Raw genomic sequence first — 21,193 nt, forward strand, 5'->3', positions numbered from 1 at the left:
AACTCCTTTAAAAGAAGTTTCGTTAGATATAGTTCTTTCTCAAAAACTTATTGGAATGACACCTGTAATGATGGCAACAACTAACATGACCATTGTCGTACCAACTGCCCATAATAATGTAAAACGTTGATGTTCACCAAAATCAACTTTTGCCATACCAACTAATAAATACGTTGAAGCAACGAGTGGGCTTAATAAATGAACGGGTTGCCCGAGTAAGGAAGCACGCCCCATTTCAGCGGCACTAATTCCGTAAGTTGCAGCAGCCTTTGTTAGGATAGGTAATACCCCAAAGTAAAATGCATCATTAGACATAAAAAAGGTAAATGGCATGCTTATAATAGCAGTAATAATTGGTAATTGTGGTCCAAGTGCATCTGGAATAAGGGCGACTAAGCCATTAGCCATTGCATCGACCATTTTTGTTCCCGATAAAATTCCTGTGAAAACACCAGCTGCAAATACTAGAGAAACGACTGCAAGAACGTTTCCTGCATGAGAAGCAATCCGTTCTTTTTGTTCTTCTATGCTAGGGTAATTAATCATAACCGCAATTGCAAAAGCAACTGTAAATAAAACTGGAAGAGGCATAACCTCCATAATGAGACAAACGAGCAGTGTCAATGTTAATAAAAAGTTGATCCATAATAACTTTGGACGCTTGTAGCTGTATTCTTCCACCGTTGCTGCTTGTTCTGCCATAATTGCTTTTTCTTTTTGTGTATATTGTATATCAACAATTCCTAAGCGTTTTCTCTCTTTTTTTCCAAGGAAGTAAGCAACAAAAATTACCCATATTGCTCCGCCAATCATCGCGGGAATAAGTGGTGTAAATACTTGTGAGGCATCAAGACCAAGTGAACTCATTACTCTAGCGGTTGGTCCGCCCCATGGTGTAATATTGGTAATTCCTGCCCCTAACATAACGACTCCAGCTAAAATAAGTGGATTCATTCCAAGGCGCTTATAGAGTGGGTACATCGCAGATATTGTAATCATATAAGTTGTCGTACCGTCACCATCTAAAGAAACAATAATAGTAAGAATTGCAGTACCAACGACAATTTTTAGCGGATCGCCTTTTACAGCATTTAAGATTTTTGCAATAATCGGGTCAAATAAACCGCTATCAATCATAATGCCGAAATATAAAATTGCGAACATAAGCATAATACCAGTTGGTGCTAAATTTTTAATTCCTTCTAGCATCATCGGTCCTAAATCAGCGTAAAAACCCCCAATTAACGCAAATACAATTGGAATCAATATTAAAGCAACTAATGCTGACATGCGTTTCGTCATAATTAAAAACATAAACACAAATACCATTATAAACCCCAGTGTAGCTAACATATAATCTCCCCCTCATAAATGATTGCGCTTTCAAAAAAAAGTTAAATTTTCAGAAAACTAAATCATTAAAGTAATCATAAAGGATGAAATACATGTGGTAAATAATTAGGGAAATAAAGTTATTAAAAGCATAATTTTTATTTTGTTCATATTGTTTATGGTTTCTTATTTCGAATTTTTAAAAAGATAAATCATTGTTTATAAGAGTGGTAGAATAGATGGGAAAATGGAGAAGCGTGAAGTAAGGAGTAGATATTTTAGATGAAAGCAATCATTGAAGAGATTTATAGTCCATGTACGGGTAAAGTGGAAGAAGTGTTAGTTGATGAATCATCTTACGTATATGAATGGGAGAAATTAGTTGTAGTTCGAAAGAATGATGGAACTTTAGAAAAAGTAGCGGTAGGCATTAGCGGTCATATACGGTCTGTAAATATAGAGGTTGGACAGGAAGTCGATGTAAATACAATGCTATGTAGTTTAGAAGATGATCGTGTTATTACAGGCTGCGAATAAAAAAGTGTGTAGATGTAGCTACACACTTTTTTTATTGCTTGTTAAAGCAGAATAAATTTGTAATCGTTCATTTTTGTTATCGCTTTTGATAATATAAGCATAAGATATATTAGGAGAGAAGGGTTATACATGAAAGAAAATAAAATGGAGTTATTACTTCATCCAATCCGATTTCAATTAATTCAAGAATTCATGGGTGGTGAGAAGCTAACCGCAAAACATCTTGCAGAAAAATTGCCTCATATTCCACAGGCGACATTATATCGGCATTTAGATAAATTAATGAGTTCGCAAATTTTATTAGTTGTAGAGGAAACACAAATTCGTGGCACGATTGAAAAATTGTACGCTTTAAATGGAAGCATGGCTCGCATGTCACAAAATGATATAAAGGATTTGACGAAAGAAGAGCATATGCAATATTTTATGATGTTTATTACTGGGCTTACAGCTAAGTTTAAAGACTATTTACAGCAAGATGAAATTGATTTTGAAAAAGATGGAACGGGATATACACAGGCGAACTTGTATATGAGCGATGAGGAGTTTTTAGCGTTCGTTAAGGAACTTAACGAGATTTTTATAAAGGCATATGAACGTAAGCCATCACCAGAAAGAAAACGCAGAACGATTTCAACGATTATCATTCCTGAAAAAGGATGAAGGGAGAATAAAAATGGGGAAAGAATTGTTTGTGACGATTGAAAGTGCTTTTTCGCTTCAAGGAACATTAACAATTCCCGAACATTACGCTGCAACGTATCCAGCAATTTTATTAATCAGTGGTACTGGAAAAGGAGATCGTGACGGAAATACACGTGGTTTCCAATTAAACTTATATAAAGAATTAGCGGAGTATTTTACATGTTTAGGGTTTGCCGTGCTTCGTTATGATAAGCGAGGGACTCATAAAAGCAAGGGTGATTACTATAAAGCAGGAGTAACAGAGTTTATTGATGATGCTGTTGCGTGTGTCAGATTTTTAAAGGAGCATCCTTATATAGATCCAAAACGAATTATTATTGCTGGACATAGTGAAGGAGCTTTACTTGCACCAGCTGTATCTGTAAGAGAATCGGTTGCTGGATTATTGCTGCTTGCTGGCGCAGCAGGACCATCAAAAGACTTAGTTCCAAGACAGATAGAGATGGCGGCCTCAGAATTAGAAACAGCTTCAGGATTTATAGGTTGGTTATCTAAAGTATGTAAGCTTCCGCATCGTATGAAACAGAAAAATGAAGCGCTTATGAACAAAGTACAGTATTCACAGGAGCCTGTTATACGAATAAAAGGTGCAAAAGTGAATGCAAAATGGTTACGAGAACAGTTACAATATAATGTAGTTACGTATTTAGAGCAAGTATCTTGTTCTGTTTTAGCGATTACTGGAGACAACGATATACAAGTGCCACCTGAACATGCTAAACTAATTGCCGCATACGTAAAAGGCGAAGCTGAATGGCACATTATCCCAAACATGAACCATATCTTGAGAAAGTATGAACGTAAGCATACAATGATTCGATTAATGAAGGAATATAAGAGGCTTATGGATAAATCTATTGAAGAAGAGGTGTTACATGTGATGAGGGAATGGTTAGAAAAACATTATCTTTCATAGGAGCTGTAGTTGTGAGAAAAAGTAAAATGTTATTGTTTATGTTACTAGGACTTTTTGTTGTGATGGCAGCGTGCGAAGAGCAAGAGGAAGCTAAACCAAAAACAAAACCAGTTCAAGTAAAGCACGAAAAGAAGAAAGAAGAGAAAAAGGGCGAAAATTTGATGGATAAGCAATTACTGCTTTCTGCAACCCTTGGTGATACAGAAACAGTTTTGAAATTGCTTAAAGACGGGGCAAACATAAATGTAATAGGGGAACAAGGAGAAACGCCAATAATGGCAGCAACGTATCATAATCATATGGAGACAGTAAAAGCACTGATTGAAGCTGATGCAGATATTCAATTACAGGATAAAAATAAAGATAATCCGTTTCTTTATGCGAGTGCAGAAGGCTATTTAGAAATTGTTAAACTAACAATTGAAGCGGGGACGAATACAAAAGAAACAAATCGCTATGGTACAGCACTCATTCCAGCAGCTGAGAGAGGTCATGTCGAAGTTGTAAGAGAATTATTAACTCGTACAGATATCGATGTGAATTATATAAATGATCTTGGTTGGACAGCTTTACTAGAAGCAATTGTCCTTGGGAATGGCAGCGAGAATCATAAGCAAATTATTCAATTACTTATTGAAAACGGGGCGGATGTAAACATGCCAGATCGTGAAGGTGTTACGCCACTTCAGCATGCAGAAAAAAGAGGATTTAAAGAAATGGCAACGATGCTAAGGACAGCAGGAGCGAATGAAATAACAAAACAGCCTACAGCGTAATGTAAGCTGCTAGAAAAGAGAGATAAGGGATCAAAATAATGATGAAACCTTATCTCTTTTCATATGTTCATATAATTCATACTGATATTTCCTCGATTCATCATTAATTCATTATTAATTCATTATTAATTCATCATTAATTCACCTCTATTACTACTTAATTCCTGTTTACGAAAACTTGAGCCACTGCAACTACAATTTTTATCATTTTTATGTTTAGCATAAAGAAACAAGAAAGATGTAACTATTGGATGAGATAACGCGAAAATGAAAGCGTTATCTCAAATGTGTTACTTATAATATGTAAAATTTACTATGGTAATAATTAACATATAGTTAACACCTCGTTTACAAAACGTCAAAACTAACTTAATAAATAAGTACTATAGTAAAGGTAACAAAATAACTTGGGTAGAGAACATTTGAGAACACCCGCTTACATAAAAAGATCTGTTTACATTTCTTAAATGGGCTCTAGTTTGTAGAGTGAAAATTAGGAGGAGATCGTTCTATGTAAATTGGTGTTTTTTGTTTTGCCTACATGTATTGACATTATGTAAAAAGTTGGTGGGAAACAATGTTTAAGGAACCTTATATCGCGATGATAAAAGATTGGAACAAGTATAAATCATATCGAAATTTACCTAAAACAGTCTTTCTTATGACGGGTTCGATGCTTGAATTACCAGAGCATGTATATGAATTGCAGAAGAATGGACATGATGTATTTCTGCATTGTGATTTTATACAAGGATTGAATACGAACACAGAGGAAGCGTTGTTATATATTCATGAGGTAATTGGTGCTCAAGGCATTATTTCAACGAAAGGTTCCACCATTAGAAATGCAAATAAAGTTGGGTTACAGACAATTCAACGTATTTTTATTGTGGATACGTTATCGCTTACGAAATCAATTGAAAATTGTAAAGGGACGCGGCCAAGTGCGGTAGAAATCATGCCAGGAATTATGCCTTCGATTATTAGGAAGCTAGCAGAGGAATTAGATTTTCCTATTATTGCGGGTGGCTTGATTCAAACGAAAGAAGAAGCAAAGGTTGCCATTAAAGCGGGAGCGAGTGCGATTTCGACAAGTCATTGTCAAGTGTGGGCATAGGAACAAAAGAGGAGTGCAAACTAATGATTGAATTAAGAGACGTTTCAAAGGTTTATAAAAATGCAAAGGAAATAGCAGTTGAAGGTGTTTCGGTACAGATTAACAAAGGAGAGTTCTTTGTTCTAGTTGGGCCTTCTGGCTGCGGGAAAAGTACATTGTTACGAATGATTGCAGGCTTAGAGGAAATTAGCTCTGGCGAGTTACATATTAATGAAAAGGTTGCTAATGAGTTAGAGCCTAAAGATCGTAATTTATCAATGGTGTTTCAAAATTATGCGTTATATCCACATCTGTCTGTAGAAGAAAATATTCTTTTTGGACTGAAAATAAGAAAGATTCCGAAAGAAGAGCGGCAAAAACGATTAATGGAAGCAGTTGAAATGGTTGGACTTACGGAATATGTAAAATCGAAGCCGGGACAATTATCAGGTGGTCAGCGGCAACGTGTTGCACTAGCTCGTGCGATTGTAAGCCAAGCTCCAATTTGTTTAATGGACGAGCCACTCTCCAACTTGGATGCGAAGCTGCGTGCACAAATGCGCATTGAAATTCGAGAAATTCAGCAGCGCTTAGGTATTACAATGGTTTATGTAACACATGATCAAATTGAAGCAATGACGATGGGTGATCGCATTATGGTGTTAAACAAGGGGAGTATACAACAAGTAGGAACACCACTTGATATATACAATTATCCCGCAAATGAATTTGTTGCAGGTTTTATCGGTTCACCTTCTATGAATATTGGAGATGGGAAAATAGATAAAGAAGCAGGCGTATTGCACGTTGATGGATTACAAATTCCAATGTCTCCAGGACAGCTGCAACAGTTACCAGAGCCAAAAGTACGTTTAGGAATTCGTCCTGAACATATTCTATTAGCTGAGGATGGACAAGAAGTTACACTTCAATCTGTAGAAGTATTAGGAAATGAATCGATTTTAAATTTCGTAGTAAATGAGAAAACATGGAGTGCAAAAGTAATTGGACAGCTTATTTTGAAAAAAGGTGACAAAGTAAAATTACAATTTCCCAAAGAGAAACTATGTTTCTTTCACAACGATACAAATGAAAGGATTCGATTAATAGCGGAAGAAGAGTTGAAGGTGGTGGCAAAATAATGATTGAGGTAGGAAAATTACCAGTTCAAACTGATGTCCCAAGAAAGAGGGCGCTATGGAACCGGACGAGAGATTTACGAACAGGCCTATTATTTTTAGCACCATCTATTTTGTTATTTGCAATCTTTCTTTTTTATCCATTGTTTCGAACCATTTACTATAGCTTCTATTTAACAGATGTGCATGGAGAGGCTAATTTGTTTGTCGGGCTTGAAAACTATCAATATTTATTGTCTGATCCAGCCTTTTATAAAAGTGTAAAATCCACTTTATTATTTGTCTTGTATACAGTACCAACTAGTATTTTATTTGCGCTGTTTCTTGCATTAATTGCAAATGAGAAAGTAAAAGGGATCGGAGTATTTCGCGTGTTATTTTCTTCGACAATGGGAATTTCAGTAGCGGCAAGTGCAGTGATTTGGCTATTTTTATTCCATCCTAGTGTTGGTTTATTTAATAACATACTAAGTTCTATGAATCTTCCTGCAATTGCATGGTTAACAAGTCCAGATTGGGCGCTATTTTCTGTATCGATTACAACGGTTTGGGTGAACACAGGATTCGCATTTTTGGTTATATTAGGCGGTTTACAAAATATTGATACATCTTTATATGAAAGTGCATCTATTGATGGTGCTAGCTATTTGTATAAGCTTCATCAAGTTACATTACCGATGTTATCTCCAACACTATTTTTTATTATCACAGTTACCTTAATAAGTGCATTTCAAAGCTTTGGACAAATTGATATTTTAACGCATGGTGGACCGAATGATGCAACAAATTTAATCGTGTACTCCATCTATAAAGAAGCTTTTGCAAATCATCAATTTGGTACAGCAAGTGCACAAGCAATGGTGCTATTTATTTTCATTTTCGTTGCTACTTTACTTCAATTTAAGTTTGCAGAGAGAAAGGTGCATTATAAATGATTATGAAAACGTGGAAACAACAACTCCTTCTCTATACGCTGCTTATTATAAGTGCGGCACTGGTCTTTTTTCCAGTTTTGTATGCGTTCTTGTTAGGGTTTATGACGCCGGAAGATATTCAAATGCGGCGGGTATTCCCGACACAATTTACGTTTGATAACTTCGTACATATTTTTAATAAAGTACCACTGTTTTCTTATTTATATAATAGCTTTATCGTTTCAACGGTTGTGATGGTTGGTCAGCTTGTTGTATCCAGTTTAGCTGCTTATGCATTTGTCTTTTTACATTTTAAAGGAAGAAATTTCATTTTCTTTCTGTTTATTTCAACTATGCTTATCCCATGGGAAGCAACGATGGTACCAAACTTTTTAACGGTGCAACAGTTCGGATGGATTAATACATTTACGGGAATGACTGTTCCATTTTTTGCAACGGCATTTGGGATTTTCTTGTTACGGCAACATTTTATGACGCTTCCAAATGAGTTGAAAGAAGCTGCTTTTATCGAAGGAATTGGGCATACGAAGTTTTTATTCCGTGTCGTCGTGCCATATTGTAAAACGAGTTTTATTACATTAGGTGTATATAGCTTTTTATCGACATGGAATATGTATTTATGGCCATTGCTTATTACAAATGATGAAAGAATTAGGACTGTACAAATTGGTGTGAAACAGCTCCAATCACAGGAAGTTGCGACAGATTGGGGCAGTGTGATGGCGGGTGTTACTGTAATTGTCATTCCGACGTTAATTTTACTGTTTTTAGGACAAAAACAGCTGCAACAAGGGTTAACAAAAGGCGCGATTAAATAGGTAGGTAATATGTTTTATTATATAAATGAAAAGGTGGGATTAAGATGAGATTTTGGAAAAAAGGTGCCGCTGTTATGATGGCAGCGACTATGGCTTTATCGGCTGCAGCTTGTTCAAGTAGCAAAACAGAAGGAAAATCTGAAGCAAAAAAAAAAATAACTTCGGTAGAAAAGAATGGGGATAAAACGGTGATCCGTTTTTGGCATGCGATGGGTGGAAAAACACAGGGTGTGTTAGACGGAATTGTTGCGGACTATAATAAGTCACAGAATAAGTATGAGATAAAAGCTGAATTTCAAGGATCTTATGAAGAATCTTTAACGAAATTTAAAAATATAACAGCATCGAAAGAATCACCGGCGCTTGTTCAATCTAGTGAAATTACGACAAAATATATGATTGATAGTAAAAAAATTACGCCGATTGATAGTTGGATAAAAAAAGATAAATATGATACATCAAAATTAGAAAAAGCGATTACAAACTATTACTCGGTTGATGGGAAAATGTATTCCATGCCATTTAATTCATCTACTCCGGTATTAATTTATAATAAAGACGCCTTTACAAAAGCTGGTTTAGATCCAGAAAAAGCTCCGAAAACATATGCCGAGTTAAAAGAGGCAGCGAAAAAGTTAACGGTTAAAGAAGGCGAAAGTGTAAAACAATATGGTTTTTCAATGCTGAATTACGGATGGTTCTTTGAAGAATTGTTAGCAACACAAGGTGGTTTATATGTGGATAAAGAAAACGGGCGTAAAGATGCAGCAACGAAAGCTGTATTCAATGGAAAAGAAGGACAAAAAGTATTTGGTTTACTAGATGAGATGAACAAGGCTGGTACACTTGGTAAATATGGAGCAAGTTGGGACGATGTTCGTGCGGCTTTCCAATCTGGACAAGTTGCGATGTATTTAGACTCTTCAGCCGGTGTTCGTGACGTAATTAATGCATCTAAATTTAATGTTGGTGTTGCTTACATTCCATACCCAGAGGATGTAAAACAAAACGGAGTTGTCGTTGGCGGAGCGTCATTATGGATGACAAATATGGTTGCTGAAGAAACGCAACAAGGTGCTTGGGACTTTATGAAATATTTGACGAAACCAGATGTACAAGCAAAATGGCATACGGAAACAGGTTACTTTTCAATCAATCCAGATGCCTATAAAGAGCCTTTAGTGAAAGAGCAGTATGAAAAGTACCCACAGTTAAAAGTAACTGTAGATCAGTTACAAGCAACAAAACCGTCTGTCGCAACACAAGGTGCACTTATTAGTGTATTACCTGAATCCCGCGATGCAGTTGTAAAAGCGTTAGAAGCCATGTATGAAGGGAAAAGTAGTAAAGAAGCGCTAGATGAAGCTGCCAAAGCAACGGATCGTGCCATTAGTATTTCGAATCGCACAAGTCAAAAATAAAGTGAAACTTCGATTAGTGGGGGGGAATACTGCCCATTAATGCGGAATAAATAAAAACCGTATCCTTATACAGGGTACGGTTTTTGTATTAGGGAGATAAGGGATCAAAAGAATGAGGAAACCTTATCTCTTTTTATGTGATTGTATGGTTCATAAGGATTTTTCCTCGTTTCATTATTGATTTAACTCCATTGCTACTTGTTTTCCATTTACGAAAACCTCTATCACTGCTACGACAACTTCCATCATTTTTTTCATCTCTCATCTCTCCCTTGTTTGTTGTTTTATTTCTTACTTTTAGTATAGATGAGAGAGCATAGAGTAACTATCGAAGTAGGTGACAGAGAGATTACAGTGTTGTAAGAATAAACTGCCCGCAAATAGCGGGATAAATGGAGATTGCGGAACTATATAAATACAAATAAAAAAAACGACATAAAACTCTTCTTTTTAGGTGGTAGAGAGCATCCGTTCATGCATAGAGGCGGTCAGTTCCTTTTCCTGCCCAGACACAGTGAAAACAAAGAGAGAAAACGAGTGCAAGTCACCTTTTGTTATCCATAGTCGCGGCTTATATGTCGAAAAATCAAAATGGATATATATAGTAGATAAGGCACTAATTTTCATATGCAACAAAAAAACAGAAAAGCTGCAAGTAATGATAGAGAAATTTATAGGATAATGGCATAAAATAAGTAAGGTAGATTTCAAATATAGTACAGAAGAAATAAGGGAGACAATGAAGGGATGAGGAAAAGAAAAGAACTGCTAAGTTTATGGAAAACGATTACATTTCTCGTATGCACCGTTGTCGCACTTTCTTTGCTTGTAACAGATATATTGATTAGTCATAATGTTGAGCGTACGACAGAAGAAAGCCAAGCAGAAAAAGCAAAAACGATTGCTCGTATTGTAGCAAATTCACCGCTTGTGATTGAAGCTTTAACGGGAAGACAAGATGTTTCTGAAATTCAAGCATATACGAATCAACTTTTAGAAAATACAGATGTTCAATTTATTGTGGTGATGGATATGAATGGAATTCGAAAATCTCATCCTAATCCTCAAAAAATCGGTCACCATTTTGTTGGGGGAGATGAAGGCGCAGCCTTGAAAGGAAAAGAACACGTATCAATGGCAGAAGGAACATTAGGGATTTCCATGCGCGTGTTTGTACCGATCTTTTCTGATACGAGAGAACAAATTGGTGTGGTTGCTGTTGGGATTTCAGCTGACAATGTGAAAGAGCGGATTAAGGAAAGCAGGCATATTATTTATGTTGGCGTTGGGATAGGGATTTTAGTTGGCATAATTGGAGCCATTCTATTAGCTAGACATATTAAGAAAATTTTATTTGGACTCGAACCTAGTGAAATTGCAAAGATTTTAGAAGAACGGAATACGATGCTACAATCTGTTAAAGAAGGAATTATTGCTGTCGATAAAGATGCAAGAGTTACTTTAATTAATAACGAAGCGAAGCGATTATTTAAGAAAAGCGGAATCGAAGAAGATTTTATTGGAAAAGATGTTGAAAAGTATATGCCTAACTCCTGTATAAAAGAAGTATTACAAACAGGGCAAGCACAATTACATGAAGAACAAAATCTTTATGGGATTACAATCGTTACGAATCGAGTTCCTTTATACGTTAAAGGAGAAATTGTTGGCGTAATTGCAACGTTTCGTGATAAAACAGAAATTAGGAAATTAGCAGAGCAGTTGACGGGTATTCGACTTTATGCAGAAGCGTTGCGGGCACAATCTCATGAATTTATGAATAAGATGCACGTCGTATTAGGACTGACACATATGAAACAGTATGAAGAATTAGAGAAATATATTAGCAGCATGGTGTCGGAGCATCAATATGAAATTGGTGGTGTGATGCGGAAAATAAAAAATCCTGTGTTTGCAGGGTTTATGCTCGGTAAACTTAGCTATGCGAGGGAAAAGGGCATACAGCTTATCGTAAGCGAAAATTCTTATTTACCAGAGCCAGATGATGAAAGTATCATTCATGAACTGATTACAATTGTCGGGAATTTAATCGATAATGCATTAGATGCGGTGATGAACTGTGAACGGAAGCAAGTACATGTTTCTATTCATTATCAGGATAAGTTAATTATTACAGTACAAGATACAGGAAATGGAATTCGAAAAGATGAAATCGACAAAGTATTCGTCAAAGGATATTCCACAAAAGGAGAAAATCGAGGTTATGGTTTATATCTTGTAAATGACAGTATAAAGCGAATAAAAGGAAACATACATGTTGATTCATTGTTAGGGAAGGGAACGACAATTACAATTGAGACACCATACAAAAGTAGGGATGAGATAGGAACATGATCAAAGTTTTGATTGTAGAAGATGATCCGATGGTAGCGATGTTAAATAAGCATTATTTAGAGCAAGTGGGAGGATTTGAACTTGTTCATGTAGCAAATTCTGTGAAAGAAGCAGTAGAAATACTAGAGAAATCGCCTATAGATTTCATACTGCTTGATATTTTTATGCCTGGTGATACAGGGTTTGAATTGTTAATGCATATTCGGAATCAGGAAAAAGAAATTGATGTTATGATGATTTCAGCTGTGCATGATATGGGGAGTATTAAAAAAGCACTGCAATATGGAGTTGTCGATTATTTAATTAAGCCATTTACATTTGAAAGATTTAAAGAAGCGCTAACTGTATATCGAGAGAAATTTACATTTATGAAAGCACAGCAGAACATTAACCAATCTGAACTAGATGCATTGATTTTACAAAAAGAAAAAGTAGAATCTCATGTAAATAAAGAACTTCCAAAAGGATTAACAAAACAAACATTGCAGTTGATTTGGAAGCAAATAGAATTGCTACGTGGACAAGCATTTACAACAGATGAAATGGCACAATTAGTTGGAATCTCAAGGGTATCTATTCGCAAATATGTATTGTTTTTAACTGAAATTGGGGCACTAGAAAATGAAATGGTCTATCAACATGTGGGAAGACCAGTAAGTAAACTGCGTTGCATCGATGAAAACAAAATACATTTGTATGTATAAGTGTATGTTCAAAAAGGAGGATAAAGAGAGCCGAGCAGTTCGAGGCACGGAAGCCAGGAGGATACGGAGTGTAGATGGAACTACATGAGTACCGGACTGGCGACGTAACGAAGAAATGCGACAGCTATCTTTACCGGACTTTTTGAAATTCCTGTATAAGCGGCTTATGTAAGCCGCTTATACTTTTTTTAATTACAAAAGTAGTTACAAAACTTACAAAACCTATTTTTAATATTGAAAGCGTTTTAATATTGTAAATAAGAATATAAGGGGGTGCCTGTATGGGGATTCAAAATAAAGTGGAAACGGTGTCATTTGTGGAAACGGCAGAGCCAAAACACGAATCTTTCGTTTCTAAAATCATGAATATTAAAATTGGTGTTATACCTTTACCATTATATCTCGTGTTAGCGGCTATTATTTATGGAGCATCTGTATATAATAAATTGCCTGCTGATATGATTGGTGGATTTGCAGTCATTATGATTATGGGGATTTTCCTAGGGGATATTGGAATGAGAATCCCAATTTTAAAAAATATTGGCGGACCAGCAATTCTCTCATTATTTATTCCGTCATTACTGGTGTTCTTTAATTGGATGAACCCAGCTTCAATGGAAGCAGCAACGATGTTAATGAAAAAATCGAACTTTTTATATTTATATATTTCTTGTTTAGTAGTAGGAAGTATTTTAGGAATGAACCGTAAAGTGTTGGTACAAGGATTTATTCGGATGTTTATCCCGTTAGTTGTAGGGACACTGGCTTCAATTGCGGTTGGATTATTAGTCGGATCATTATTTGGATTTGAAATGAAGCGTACATTCTTCTTTATCATTGTACCAATTGTGAGCGGTGGTATAGGAGAAGGGATTTTACCACTTTCATTAGCTTATAGTGACATTCTAAATGAATCATCAGCAACATTTGTATCCCAGCTCATTCCTGCAGCAATTATTGGGAATATGTTTGCCATTGTCAGTGCAGGATATATGAAACGTTTAGGCGAAAAAAGACCGGAACTTAGCGGTAATGGTGTATTAGTAAAAACAGATAATCAAGCAGAATTATTAAAAGAACAAAATACAGAAAAACCGATCGATTTCTCATTAATGGGAGCAGGTTTGTTAATTGCATGTACATTCTTTATCTTTGGTGGATTTGCTTCTAAATTTATTGGCATTCCAGGAGCAATTATTATGATCTTTTCGGCAGCACTTGTGAAGTACTTTAAATTAATGCCAGCAAAAATGGAACAGGGAGCATTTCATTTATATAAATTTATTTCCAAAAACTTAACGTGGCCATTAATGGTTGGTTTAGGATTGTTATACATTCCATTAAAAGATGTAGCAGCTGTTCTTTCAGTTGGATATGTTGTTGTGTGTGCATCAGTTGTACTTACAATGATAACGTCTGGTTATCTTGTTGGTAAGGTGATGAAAATGTACCCAGTTGAATCTGCCATTGTAACAGGATGTCATAGCGGATTGGGTGGCACAGGCGATGTTGCAATTTTATCAGCTTCAAACCGTATGGAGTTGATGCCATTTGCACAAATTTCAACTCGTTTAGGGGGTGCAGCAATGGTTGTAACAGCGACAATTTTATTAAAAATGTTTTCGTAATGTACTAGACAAGCTAGCTATGTTTTGACATAGCTAGCTTGTCAAATTAGGGGGAGTTTATTGATATGTTAGAAAGTCAAATTAATGAGCGATCATTATTACTTCATAAAGAATTAGTAGGGAAAATTGAAATTACCAGTAAAGTAGAGGTTAACACAGCGGACGATTTAAGTTTGACGTATACACCGGGGGTAGCTGAATCTTGTAAGGCAATTGCGGCAGATGAAGAAACAGCTTATGACTATACAGCACGCGGTAATATGGTCGCGGTTGTTTCAGACGGAACGGCAGTACTTGGGTTAGGTGATATTGGACCGAAAGCAGCTATGCCGGTTATGGAAGGGAAATGTATTTTATTTAAAAAGTTTGCGAATGTAGATGCATTCCCGCTTTGTCTTGGAACGAAAGATGTAGATGAAATCGTTACCATTGTGAAAAATTTAGAGCCGACATTTGCAGGAATTAATTTAGAAGATATTGCGGCACCACGCTGTTTTGAAATTGAAAAGCGATTAAAAGAAGAAACAAATATTCCGGTGTTTCATGATGATCAACATGGAACAGCAATCGTTGTATTGGCAGCGGTTATTAACGCTTTAAAAGTTGTTAACAAGCAGATGGATAAAGTGAAATTTGTCATTAATGGTGCCGGTTCTGCAGGAATTGCAATTGGAAAATTGTTATTAAAAGCTGGTGCACAGCATATTACGTTAGTGAGTCTAGAAGGAATTGTTTGTGAAGGGGAAGCATGGATGAATTCAGCCCAAATTGAGATTGCAAAAGGAACAAACCGTGAATGTATGCGTGGAACGTTAAAAGAAGCAATTGATGGTGCGGATGTGTTTATTGGAGTATCTGCTCCGAATGTATTAACAAAAGAGCTTGTGAAGACAATGAATGAAGCATCAATCGTGTTTGCGATGGCAAATCCAGTTCCAGAGATATACCCAGAGGATGCACTACAAGCTGGAGCAGCGGTCGTCGGAACAGGTCGTTCTGATTACCCAAACCAAGTGAACAATGTGCTAGCATTCCCAGGTATATTTCGAGGTGCATTAGATGTACGAGCAACGGATGTCACGGAGGAAATGAAATTAGCTGCAGCATATGGAATCGCTAACATCATTACGGATGAAGAACGAAACGCAAATTATGTGATTCCAAATCCACTAGACAAGAGTGTCGTACCAAGCGTGGCAGCTGCAGTAGCAAAAGCCGCGATTGAATCAGGAGTGGCACAAATAACAAAGTTGCCAAGTTATTCTATAGAAAAATAATAAAAAGCAATGTCTTTTTTTGAAAAGACACTACTTTGGGGAGAGATAAGGGATCAAAACAATGATGAAACCTTATCTCTTTTTGTCTTCCTTTTTAAACAAGTACTATAAGGAAAAAATTACAGATTGTCACCTTTCTCTACATTTATAACGATTTGTTCATAAAATTTCTCACCAATATATACATTTAAGAGCCATAAGCCTGGGGATGGGAGTGACATGAGTATAGGAATTTCTTTTGTAGTTGAATCAATCATAGTGGGAGCAGTCCAAGTTCGTTCGGAGGTTTCATTTTGAAAGATTACAGGAGTAGGTGCTGTAGATCCTTGTTTCAGAGCGATGACGGATAATTTGCCAGATGGCATCATTGGATCGAGGAAGAACCACATTTGTTTATTTGGTTCATTCGCAATCCAAGTACCATCTGCAATCGCAACTTTTCCTTCTACAAAGGAAGGACTTTCTTGCCAATTGACATCTTTTAAGACACTAAGGTGAAAGAAGGTGGGAGCATTATTTTGAGGTTTTACTGTTTCAATGGTTTCCTTTACTGGTGATTTGGTTTCTTGTTGTAGTGTAGTACAGCCAGCGATGAGACAGGAGAAAAGTAGAATAATTCCGATTTTTTTCATCTTGCCACGCTCCTACTTTTAGTTGTTATTTCATTATATTTGCTAGGAGACAAGACAATTCCTTTAATCAATGAAAGAGGCCATAATAAACTTATGGCCTCTTTCATTGATTAAATTTGTTCAGTTGTGAATGTAGTTTGCGTTTCTTTCTCAGGCATTGTTAAGAAAATTACAGAGATGACAATACATACACCACCTAATAGCTGGTACGCCCCGAAAGATTCGTTTAGCCAAGTGATTGAAACGATAGCCGCTATAAGCGGTTCAATACTCGATAGAATACTTGTCTCTGTTGCTGATAAATATTTCAGACTGCCGATATAAAGAAGGAAGGACAGTGTTCCGCTTATAATAATAAGAATCAGCATAGAGGACGTATAGAATGTAAGCGTTTGCGAAAGGTGTTCCCATTCGAAGGATCGATTACAAATAAGAAGCGCGATTCCCCCAATTAACATGCCCCAGCCAATAATGAGAGTCGTGCCCCACTGTTTAATAAGTGAAGCAGGATGAAGTGTATAAAAAGCAAGGCCAATTGCGGTTGAAATTCCAAAGATAATAGCTTCTTTAGATAAAACAATATTTTCGATGGAACCATTTGTAATGATAAAATATGTGCCTGTCAGTGCTGCTACGATGGCTAGTACTTGCATGGTAGAAGGTAATTTTTTATGTTGCACTGCAACATAAATTGTAATGAGAACCGGACCTAGAAATTGAAACAGGGTAGCGGTAACGGCATTACTAATATGAACGGTTTCAATAAAGACATATTGTGCTCCCAGCATGCCAAGAATAGCGAAAATGACAAGTTGCATCCAGTGGCGTGGGTGCTGCCATATACGAAATATGTTTTGTTTTTTTGCCATTAAGAAACATAAAATAAAGACGCCAGCTAGTAATAAGCGGATTGTTAAAAAGTTGATAGAGGATAACTCGGTATGTTGAAAGAGCCACTGGATCATTGGACCTGATAATCCCCATAAAGTAGCTCCTGTAATAATCATAATGAGACCAAGTCTTCTGTTATTGTTCATTATTATGATGTTCCTTTCTGTAATTGATTTTTTAAGATTTACATGATAAAAGGTATTATATAGAATTTCTGGCACTGTAAAAAGTATCAGTTTTTCATTTTATAAAGGGGTCAGATAGTATGTTAGAATTAACACCAAATTTGAGTGTGGAGAAAAAGTCTCCCTTATATGTACAGTTATATGAGTATATAAAGACAGAAATAAAAAATGGAGAAATCCCTCCCTTTACAAAGCTTCCTGCAAAAAGAAAGTTAGCTGCATATTTACAGGTAAGTAAAAATACAGTAGAAGCAGCTTATGAACAACTCCTTGCAGAGGGTTATATTGAATCTATTTCAAGAAGGGGATATTTTGTGTGTGAAATTGAACAAATGATGCGCGCAATGGAGAAAGAAGAGTCTGTAAGGGAAATCCCGTATAGAAAACAGGAATATAAATTTGATTTTACGCAAACTGGTGTAGATGCAAATTCATTTCCGTTTTCTATATACCGAAAAATTACAAATGAGGTATGGCAACTAGAAAATAAAGAGTTGTTATTTCTTGGTCATCCACAAGGGGAAGTAAGTTTTCGTGAAGAGATTGCAACATATTTATATGAGTCAAGAGGTGTACGTTGTTCAGCGAGCCAAATTGTAATAGGAGCTGGAACACAGTTGTTAATAAGAATTCTGTTTCAGTTGCTGAAAGGAAGTTGCTTTGCAGTTGAAAATCCAGGGTATCACCGCAAACTGGTTGCCTTTGAGCAAGGGGAAGAAAATGTTCATATGCTTTCGCTCGATGAGGATGGTATTTGTATTCCATATTTAGAAGACAGTGGTGCAGATGTCGTGTTTGTAACCCCATCTCATCAATTTCCATGTGGAATGATTATGCCAATTACAAGGCGTATGCAGCTGCTTCATTGGGCACGGCAAAGGAATGGACGATATATTATAGAAGATGACTATGATAGTGAATTTCGTTACTCTGGAAAACCAATACCAGCATTACAAGGACTGGATACAGAAGGAATCGTGATTTATATGGGGACTCTTTCAAAAGCACTGCTTCCATCACTCAGGATGAGTTACATGGTGCTTCCGAAACAATTGATCGAACTGTATCAGAAGCAATATCTGTTCTATACACAAAGCGTTTCACGAATTGATCAAGAAATCATTAGAAGGTTTCTAAAAGAAGGACATTGGGAAAAGCATATTCATAAGATGAGGGTTGTCTATCGGAAAAAGAGAGATGCTCTTGTTGTAGCAATTGAAAAGCATTTTTCTACTAAGGTCGAAGTAATTGGCGAAGATTCGGGTTTGCACATCTTATTAAAGGTCCATAATGGGATGTTAGAAGAAGAATTAATAGAAAGAGCGGCGGTAAGCAGTATAAAAGTATATCCTGTTTCTACGTATTATAAAGAAGAAACAAGTGATGGAAATACAGTTTTACTGGGATTTGCCATTTTATCAGAGCAAGAGATAGAAGAAGCAATTCAGCTGCTATATAAGGCATGGTTTGGCAGGTAAAGTGAAACTTCCATCAGTTATGGATTTCTTCATCCATAACTGATGGAAGGCTCTCACTAATTGGAATCTTACTGCCTGTTTGAAATGAATAGAAGGTAATAAAAAAATCCTCAATTATGTGAGGATTTTCTTATTATTTTTCTTTATCTAAAAATAAAACCATATGCTCTTCATCCCAATATTGACCGTTATATTTTAGTGAACGCTCTTGTACACCAAAAGTTTTAAAGCCTAATGATTCATATAGTTTTTTCGCGCCATCATTTCCGACAACAACATCAAGTATGATTTGCTCTACTTCTAATTTCTTTGCTAAGTCAATACATGCTTTAATAAGAGATTTTCCAGCACCAAGCCCACGTGCTTTTGGTGATACATATACAGAACCGATTTTTGCTTTATGTCCTTGTTTTACGTATGGTTTCGTTTCCAGTGTCGCAACTCCGATTAGCGTATCCCCTTTAAATGCACCAAGGGTATAGTTTTCGTCTTGTGCTAACTTTTGTGCTTTATATTCAATGGGGCATTCTTTATTAATAATATCTTCGTAAGAAGAACTAAAAGCCTCAGGGTTCTGTTTTAATCCTTCTACACGAAGTTCTAAATAAATTTCTGCTTCTTGTTTTGTTAATACATGAATTTCCAATCGTATCACACTCCAAATCTTTGACAGTTGTAGTTACATTGTATATTGAAATAGTAATAATTTCAAAAAGATAGCTCTTCTTATTAATATTTTAATGTGTTTGTTAATAATTTGCGAATAAATATTAGCTAGTAACATAATAAAATGAAACTTCGTTTAGCATATTTTTAGCTCACACAATTGGGGTCTTACTACCCTTAGAGCGGGAGTCACCAACAGTGGCTCAATAGAGAGACTGCGGGTGATATTACGTAAAATCTATATTATTCGATCGGTAATTCAATGATAAATTCTGTTCCGATTCCTAGCTCACTTTTTACTTGAATAGAACCGTTATGTAACTCAATAATTTCTTTTGCAACAGCTAGACCAATTCCTTTGCCTCCTGTTGCACGAGTCCGTGATTTATCGACTCGATAAAAACGATCAAAAATGTGCGGAATATGTTCCTTTGGAATACCTTCTCCTTCATCTTGCACACATATAGAAAAAGTATGCTCACTTATAAATACATGTATTGTAATAGCTGATTTTTCGGGAGAGTGTTGATAGGCATTGTGTAATATATTCAACATGACTTGTTCCATTCGGCGTTCGTCTATACAAACATCAAGTGCACCTTCAAAACTGAACATAATATTCATTTGCTTTTTGGCAAATGTTGTTCTTGTTTTTTCAATCATTCGTTCTAAAAAGGGCTGCAAAGGAACCTTCTGTTTTTTTATAATAAATTGATGTTGTTCGAGCTGGACAAGGTCGAATAAATCTTGAACGAGTTCTGTTACACTATCTGTTTCATCTTCAATAATTTGCAAATATTCATCGCGTTCTTCTTTAGATAAGGAGTCTCTCTTTGCTACTTTTGCATAACCTTTTACATATGTAAGCGGGGTTAGAAGTTCATGAGCAACACTTGCTAGAAATTCATCGCGCTCTTTTTTCATATAGGTTAATTCATTTGATAATTCTTCAATTGTTGTTGCCAAACTACCAAGTTCATCTTTTCGTTTAATCCCTAATTTAATGGGCTTATTTAACTTTAACATTTTTTCTGTTGCTCTTTTCATTTTAATGAGAGGATCAGTAAGTACACGGGAAAAAATAAAAACAGAAATAGTTGTTAAAAGAAGGGTTAGTACACCAATAATAATAAATTGTTGTGTTAAACGAAGAATCATTTTTTCTAAGAAAGTTGTATCTAAAAACATATGTACATAGCCAGTTACTTGATTATTTATAATAATGGGACTGGCTGTTGAAATGAACTTTGATGTTTTCCAATTTTTTTCAATCATCGTTCCATCTCTAGAAATAGACTGTGTTTTGCAAGGGAGTTGCTTCAGCATTTCTTCTGTAACAGAATCAGAAGAAGAAAGAATTTTCCCATTAACATCTGTTATGACTAATTTTGTATCGGAATTAGAGTGAGATTCCATTGCTGTAGCATGCTCAAAGGCCCGTGGCCCATACCGTCTTTCAATAAAGTTACGGTAGCGATTCCCTTTTTCTAATAAGGCTGTTGTTTCTTCATCTATACGCATTTTTGTGAGACTTGTATAAAAGGATACAAAGGCTATCGTTTCAATACATAAAGATAAAATTAAAAAGTACGTACCTATCTTGAGGGAAAGTTTGTTCATTTTTCACCATACCTTAATCCCGCTCCAACGGGCAGTAATATCCTTACCTCAACAGCAAAGAAGTTTGGGGGATGAAGAAAAT

At 36.0% G+C, this 21,193-nt stretch carries 19 protein-coding genes; 14 read left to right on the forward strand and 5 right to left on the reverse strand.

What is annotated here, in order from left to right:
* Window positions 1-39: 39 nt before the first annotated feature.
* Window positions 40-1,353: a CitMHS family transporter gene (locus QRE67_RS03210; RefSeq protein ID WP_286123507.1), complete on the reverse strand. Its 1,314-nt coding sequence runs from the start codon at window positions 1,351-1,353 to the stop codon at window positions 40-42.
* Between the two features lie 261 nt (window positions 1,354-1,614).
* On the opposite strand from QRE67_RS03210, the gene QRE67_RS03215 reads away from it, so the two are divergent.
* From QRE67_RS03215 to QRE67_RS03275, 13 genes are all read left to right on the forward strand, one after another.
* A complete protein-coding gene (locus QRE67_RS03215) occupies window positions 1,615-1,869 on the forward strand; it encodes a hypothetical protein (protein WP_286123508.1) in 255 nt (84 codons plus the stop codon).
* A 129-nt stretch (window positions 1,870-1,998) separates the two neighbouring features.
* Window positions 1,999-2,532 (forward strand): helix-turn-helix domain-containing protein, encoded by a 534-nt coding sequence (locus QRE67_RS03220; RefSeq protein ID WP_286123509.1) that lies wholly within the window; start codon window positions 1,999-2,001, stop codon window positions 2,530-2,532.
* A 13-nt stretch (window positions 2,533-2,545) separates the two neighbouring features.
* Window positions 2,546-3,490 (forward strand): alpha/beta hydrolase family protein, encoded by a 945-nt coding sequence (locus tag QRE67_RS03225; RefSeq protein WP_286123510.1) that lies wholly within the window; start codon window positions 2,546-2,548, stop codon window positions 3,488-3,490.
* Window positions 3,463-4,266: an ankyrin repeat domain-containing protein gene (locus tag QRE67_RS03230; protein ID WP_286123511.1), complete on the forward strand. Its 804-nt coding sequence runs from the start codon at window positions 3,463-3,465 to the stop codon at window positions 4,264-4,266. The genes QRE67_RS03225 and QRE67_RS03230 overlap by 28 nt, the downstream gene beginning before the upstream one ends.
* 577 nt (window positions 4,267-4,843) lie before the next feature.
* Window positions 4,844-5,383: a glycerol-3-phosphate responsive antiterminator gene (locus QRE67_RS03235; protein ID WP_286123512.1), complete on the forward strand. Its 540-nt coding sequence runs from the start codon at window positions 4,844-4,846 to the stop codon at window positions 5,381-5,383.
* A 23-nt stretch (window positions 5,384-5,406) separates the two neighbouring features.
* Complete coding sequence (locus tag QRE67_RS03240; RefSeq protein ID WP_286123513.1) at window positions 5,407-6,504, forward strand: ABC transporter ATP-binding protein; 1,098 nt, start codon at window positions 5,407-5,409, stop codon at window positions 6,502-6,504.
* The gene (locus QRE67_RS03245) at window positions 6,504-7,436 is read left to right on the forward strand and encodes a carbohydrate ABC transporter permease (protein ID WP_286123514.1); all 933 of its coding nucleotides are present in this window, start codon (window positions 6,504-6,506) and stop codon (window positions 7,434-7,436) included. Before QRE67_RS03240 ends, QRE67_RS03245 begins: the two co-directional genes overlap by 1 nt.
* On the forward strand, window positions 7,433-8,254 hold the full coding sequence (locus QRE67_RS03250) for a carbohydrate ABC transporter permease (RefSeq protein WP_286123515.1): 822 nt from the start codon (window positions 7,433-7,435) through the stop codon (window positions 8,252-8,254). The genes QRE67_RS03245 and QRE67_RS03250 overlap by 4 nt, the downstream gene beginning before the upstream one ends.
* Window positions 8,255-8,298: 44 nt before the next feature.
* The gene (locus QRE67_RS03255) at window positions 8,299-9,675 is read left to right on the forward strand and encodes an ABC transporter substrate-binding protein (protein WP_286123516.1); all 1,377 of its coding nucleotides are present in this window, start codon (window positions 8,299-8,301) and stop codon (window positions 9,673-9,675) included.
* Window positions 9,676-10,422: 747 nt separating this feature from the next.
* Complete coding sequence (locus tag QRE67_RS03260) at window positions 10,423-12,030, forward strand: sensor histidine kinase (protein ID WP_286123517.1); 1,608 nt, start codon at window positions 10,423-10,425, stop codon at window positions 12,028-12,030.
* On the forward strand, window positions 12,027-12,734 hold the full coding sequence (locus tag QRE67_RS03265) for a response regulator (RefSeq protein ID WP_286123518.1): 708 nt from the start codon (window positions 12,027-12,029) through the stop codon (window positions 12,732-12,734). The genes QRE67_RS03260 and QRE67_RS03265 overlap by 4 nt, the downstream gene beginning before the upstream one ends.
* Window positions 12,735-13,015: 281 nt before the next feature.
* Window positions 13,016-14,362 (forward strand): 2-hydroxycarboxylate transporter family protein, encoded by a 1,347-nt coding sequence (locus QRE67_RS03270; RefSeq protein WP_286123519.1) that lies wholly within the window; start codon window positions 13,016-13,018, stop codon window positions 14,360-14,362.
* 65 nt (window positions 14,363-14,427) lie between these two features.
* Window positions 14,428-15,639 carry an NAD(P)-dependent malic enzyme gene (locus tag QRE67_RS03275; RefSeq protein WP_286123520.1) on the forward strand — a complete coding sequence of 404 codons (1,212 nt, stop codon included), beginning with the start codon at window positions 14,428-14,430 and terminating at the stop codon, window positions 15,637-15,639.
* 119 nt (window positions 15,640-15,758) lie between these two features.
* Here QRE67_RS03275 and QRE67_RS03280 read toward each other — a convergent pair whose 3' ends face one another.
* Both QRE67_RS03280 and QRE67_RS03285 read right to left on the reverse strand, forming a co-directional pair.
* On the reverse strand, window positions 15,759-16,271 hold the full coding sequence (locus QRE67_RS03280; RefSeq protein ID WP_286123521.1) for a DUF4871 domain-containing protein: 513 nt from the start codon (window positions 16,269-16,271) through the stop codon (window positions 15,759-15,761).
* 110 nt (window positions 16,272-16,381) lie between these two features.
* Window positions 16,382-17,308, reverse strand: a complete 927-nt coding sequence (locus tag QRE67_RS03285; RefSeq protein ID WP_286123522.1) for a DMT family transporter — start codon at window positions 17,306-17,308, stop codon at window positions 16,382-16,384.
* Window positions 17,309-17,427: 119 nt separating this feature from the next.
* Between QRE67_RS03285 and pdxR the strand changes: the two genes are divergently transcribed.
* Window positions 17,428-18,825, forward strand: coding sequence for a MocR-like pyridoxine biosynthesis transcription factor PdxR (gene pdxR / locus QRE67_RS03290; RefSeq protein ID WP_286123523.1), 1,398 nt, complete (start codon window positions 17,428-17,430; stop codon window positions 18,823-18,825).
* A 133-nt stretch (window positions 18,826-18,958) separates the two neighbouring features.
* Here the strand turns inward: pdxR and QRE67_RS03295 are convergent, their stop codons facing one another.
* The gene (locus tag QRE67_RS03295; RefSeq protein WP_286123524.1) at window positions 18,959-19,471 is read right to left on the reverse strand and encodes a GNAT family N-acetyltransferase; all 513 of its coding nucleotides are present in this window, start codon (window positions 19,469-19,471) and stop codon (window positions 18,959-18,961) included.
* 263 nt (window positions 19,472-19,734) lie between these two features.
* Window positions 19,735-21,111, reverse strand: a complete 1,377-nt coding sequence (locus QRE67_RS03300) for a sensor histidine kinase (RefSeq protein WP_286123525.1) — start codon at window positions 21,109-21,111, stop codon at window positions 19,735-19,737.
* Window positions 21,112-21,193: the final 82 nt, after the last annotated feature.

Origin of the sequence: Bacillus sp. DX3.1, from assembly GCF_030292155.1 — a bacterium.
Classification (GTDB): Bacteria; Bacillota; Bacilli; order Bacillales; family Bacillaceae_G; genus Bacillus_A.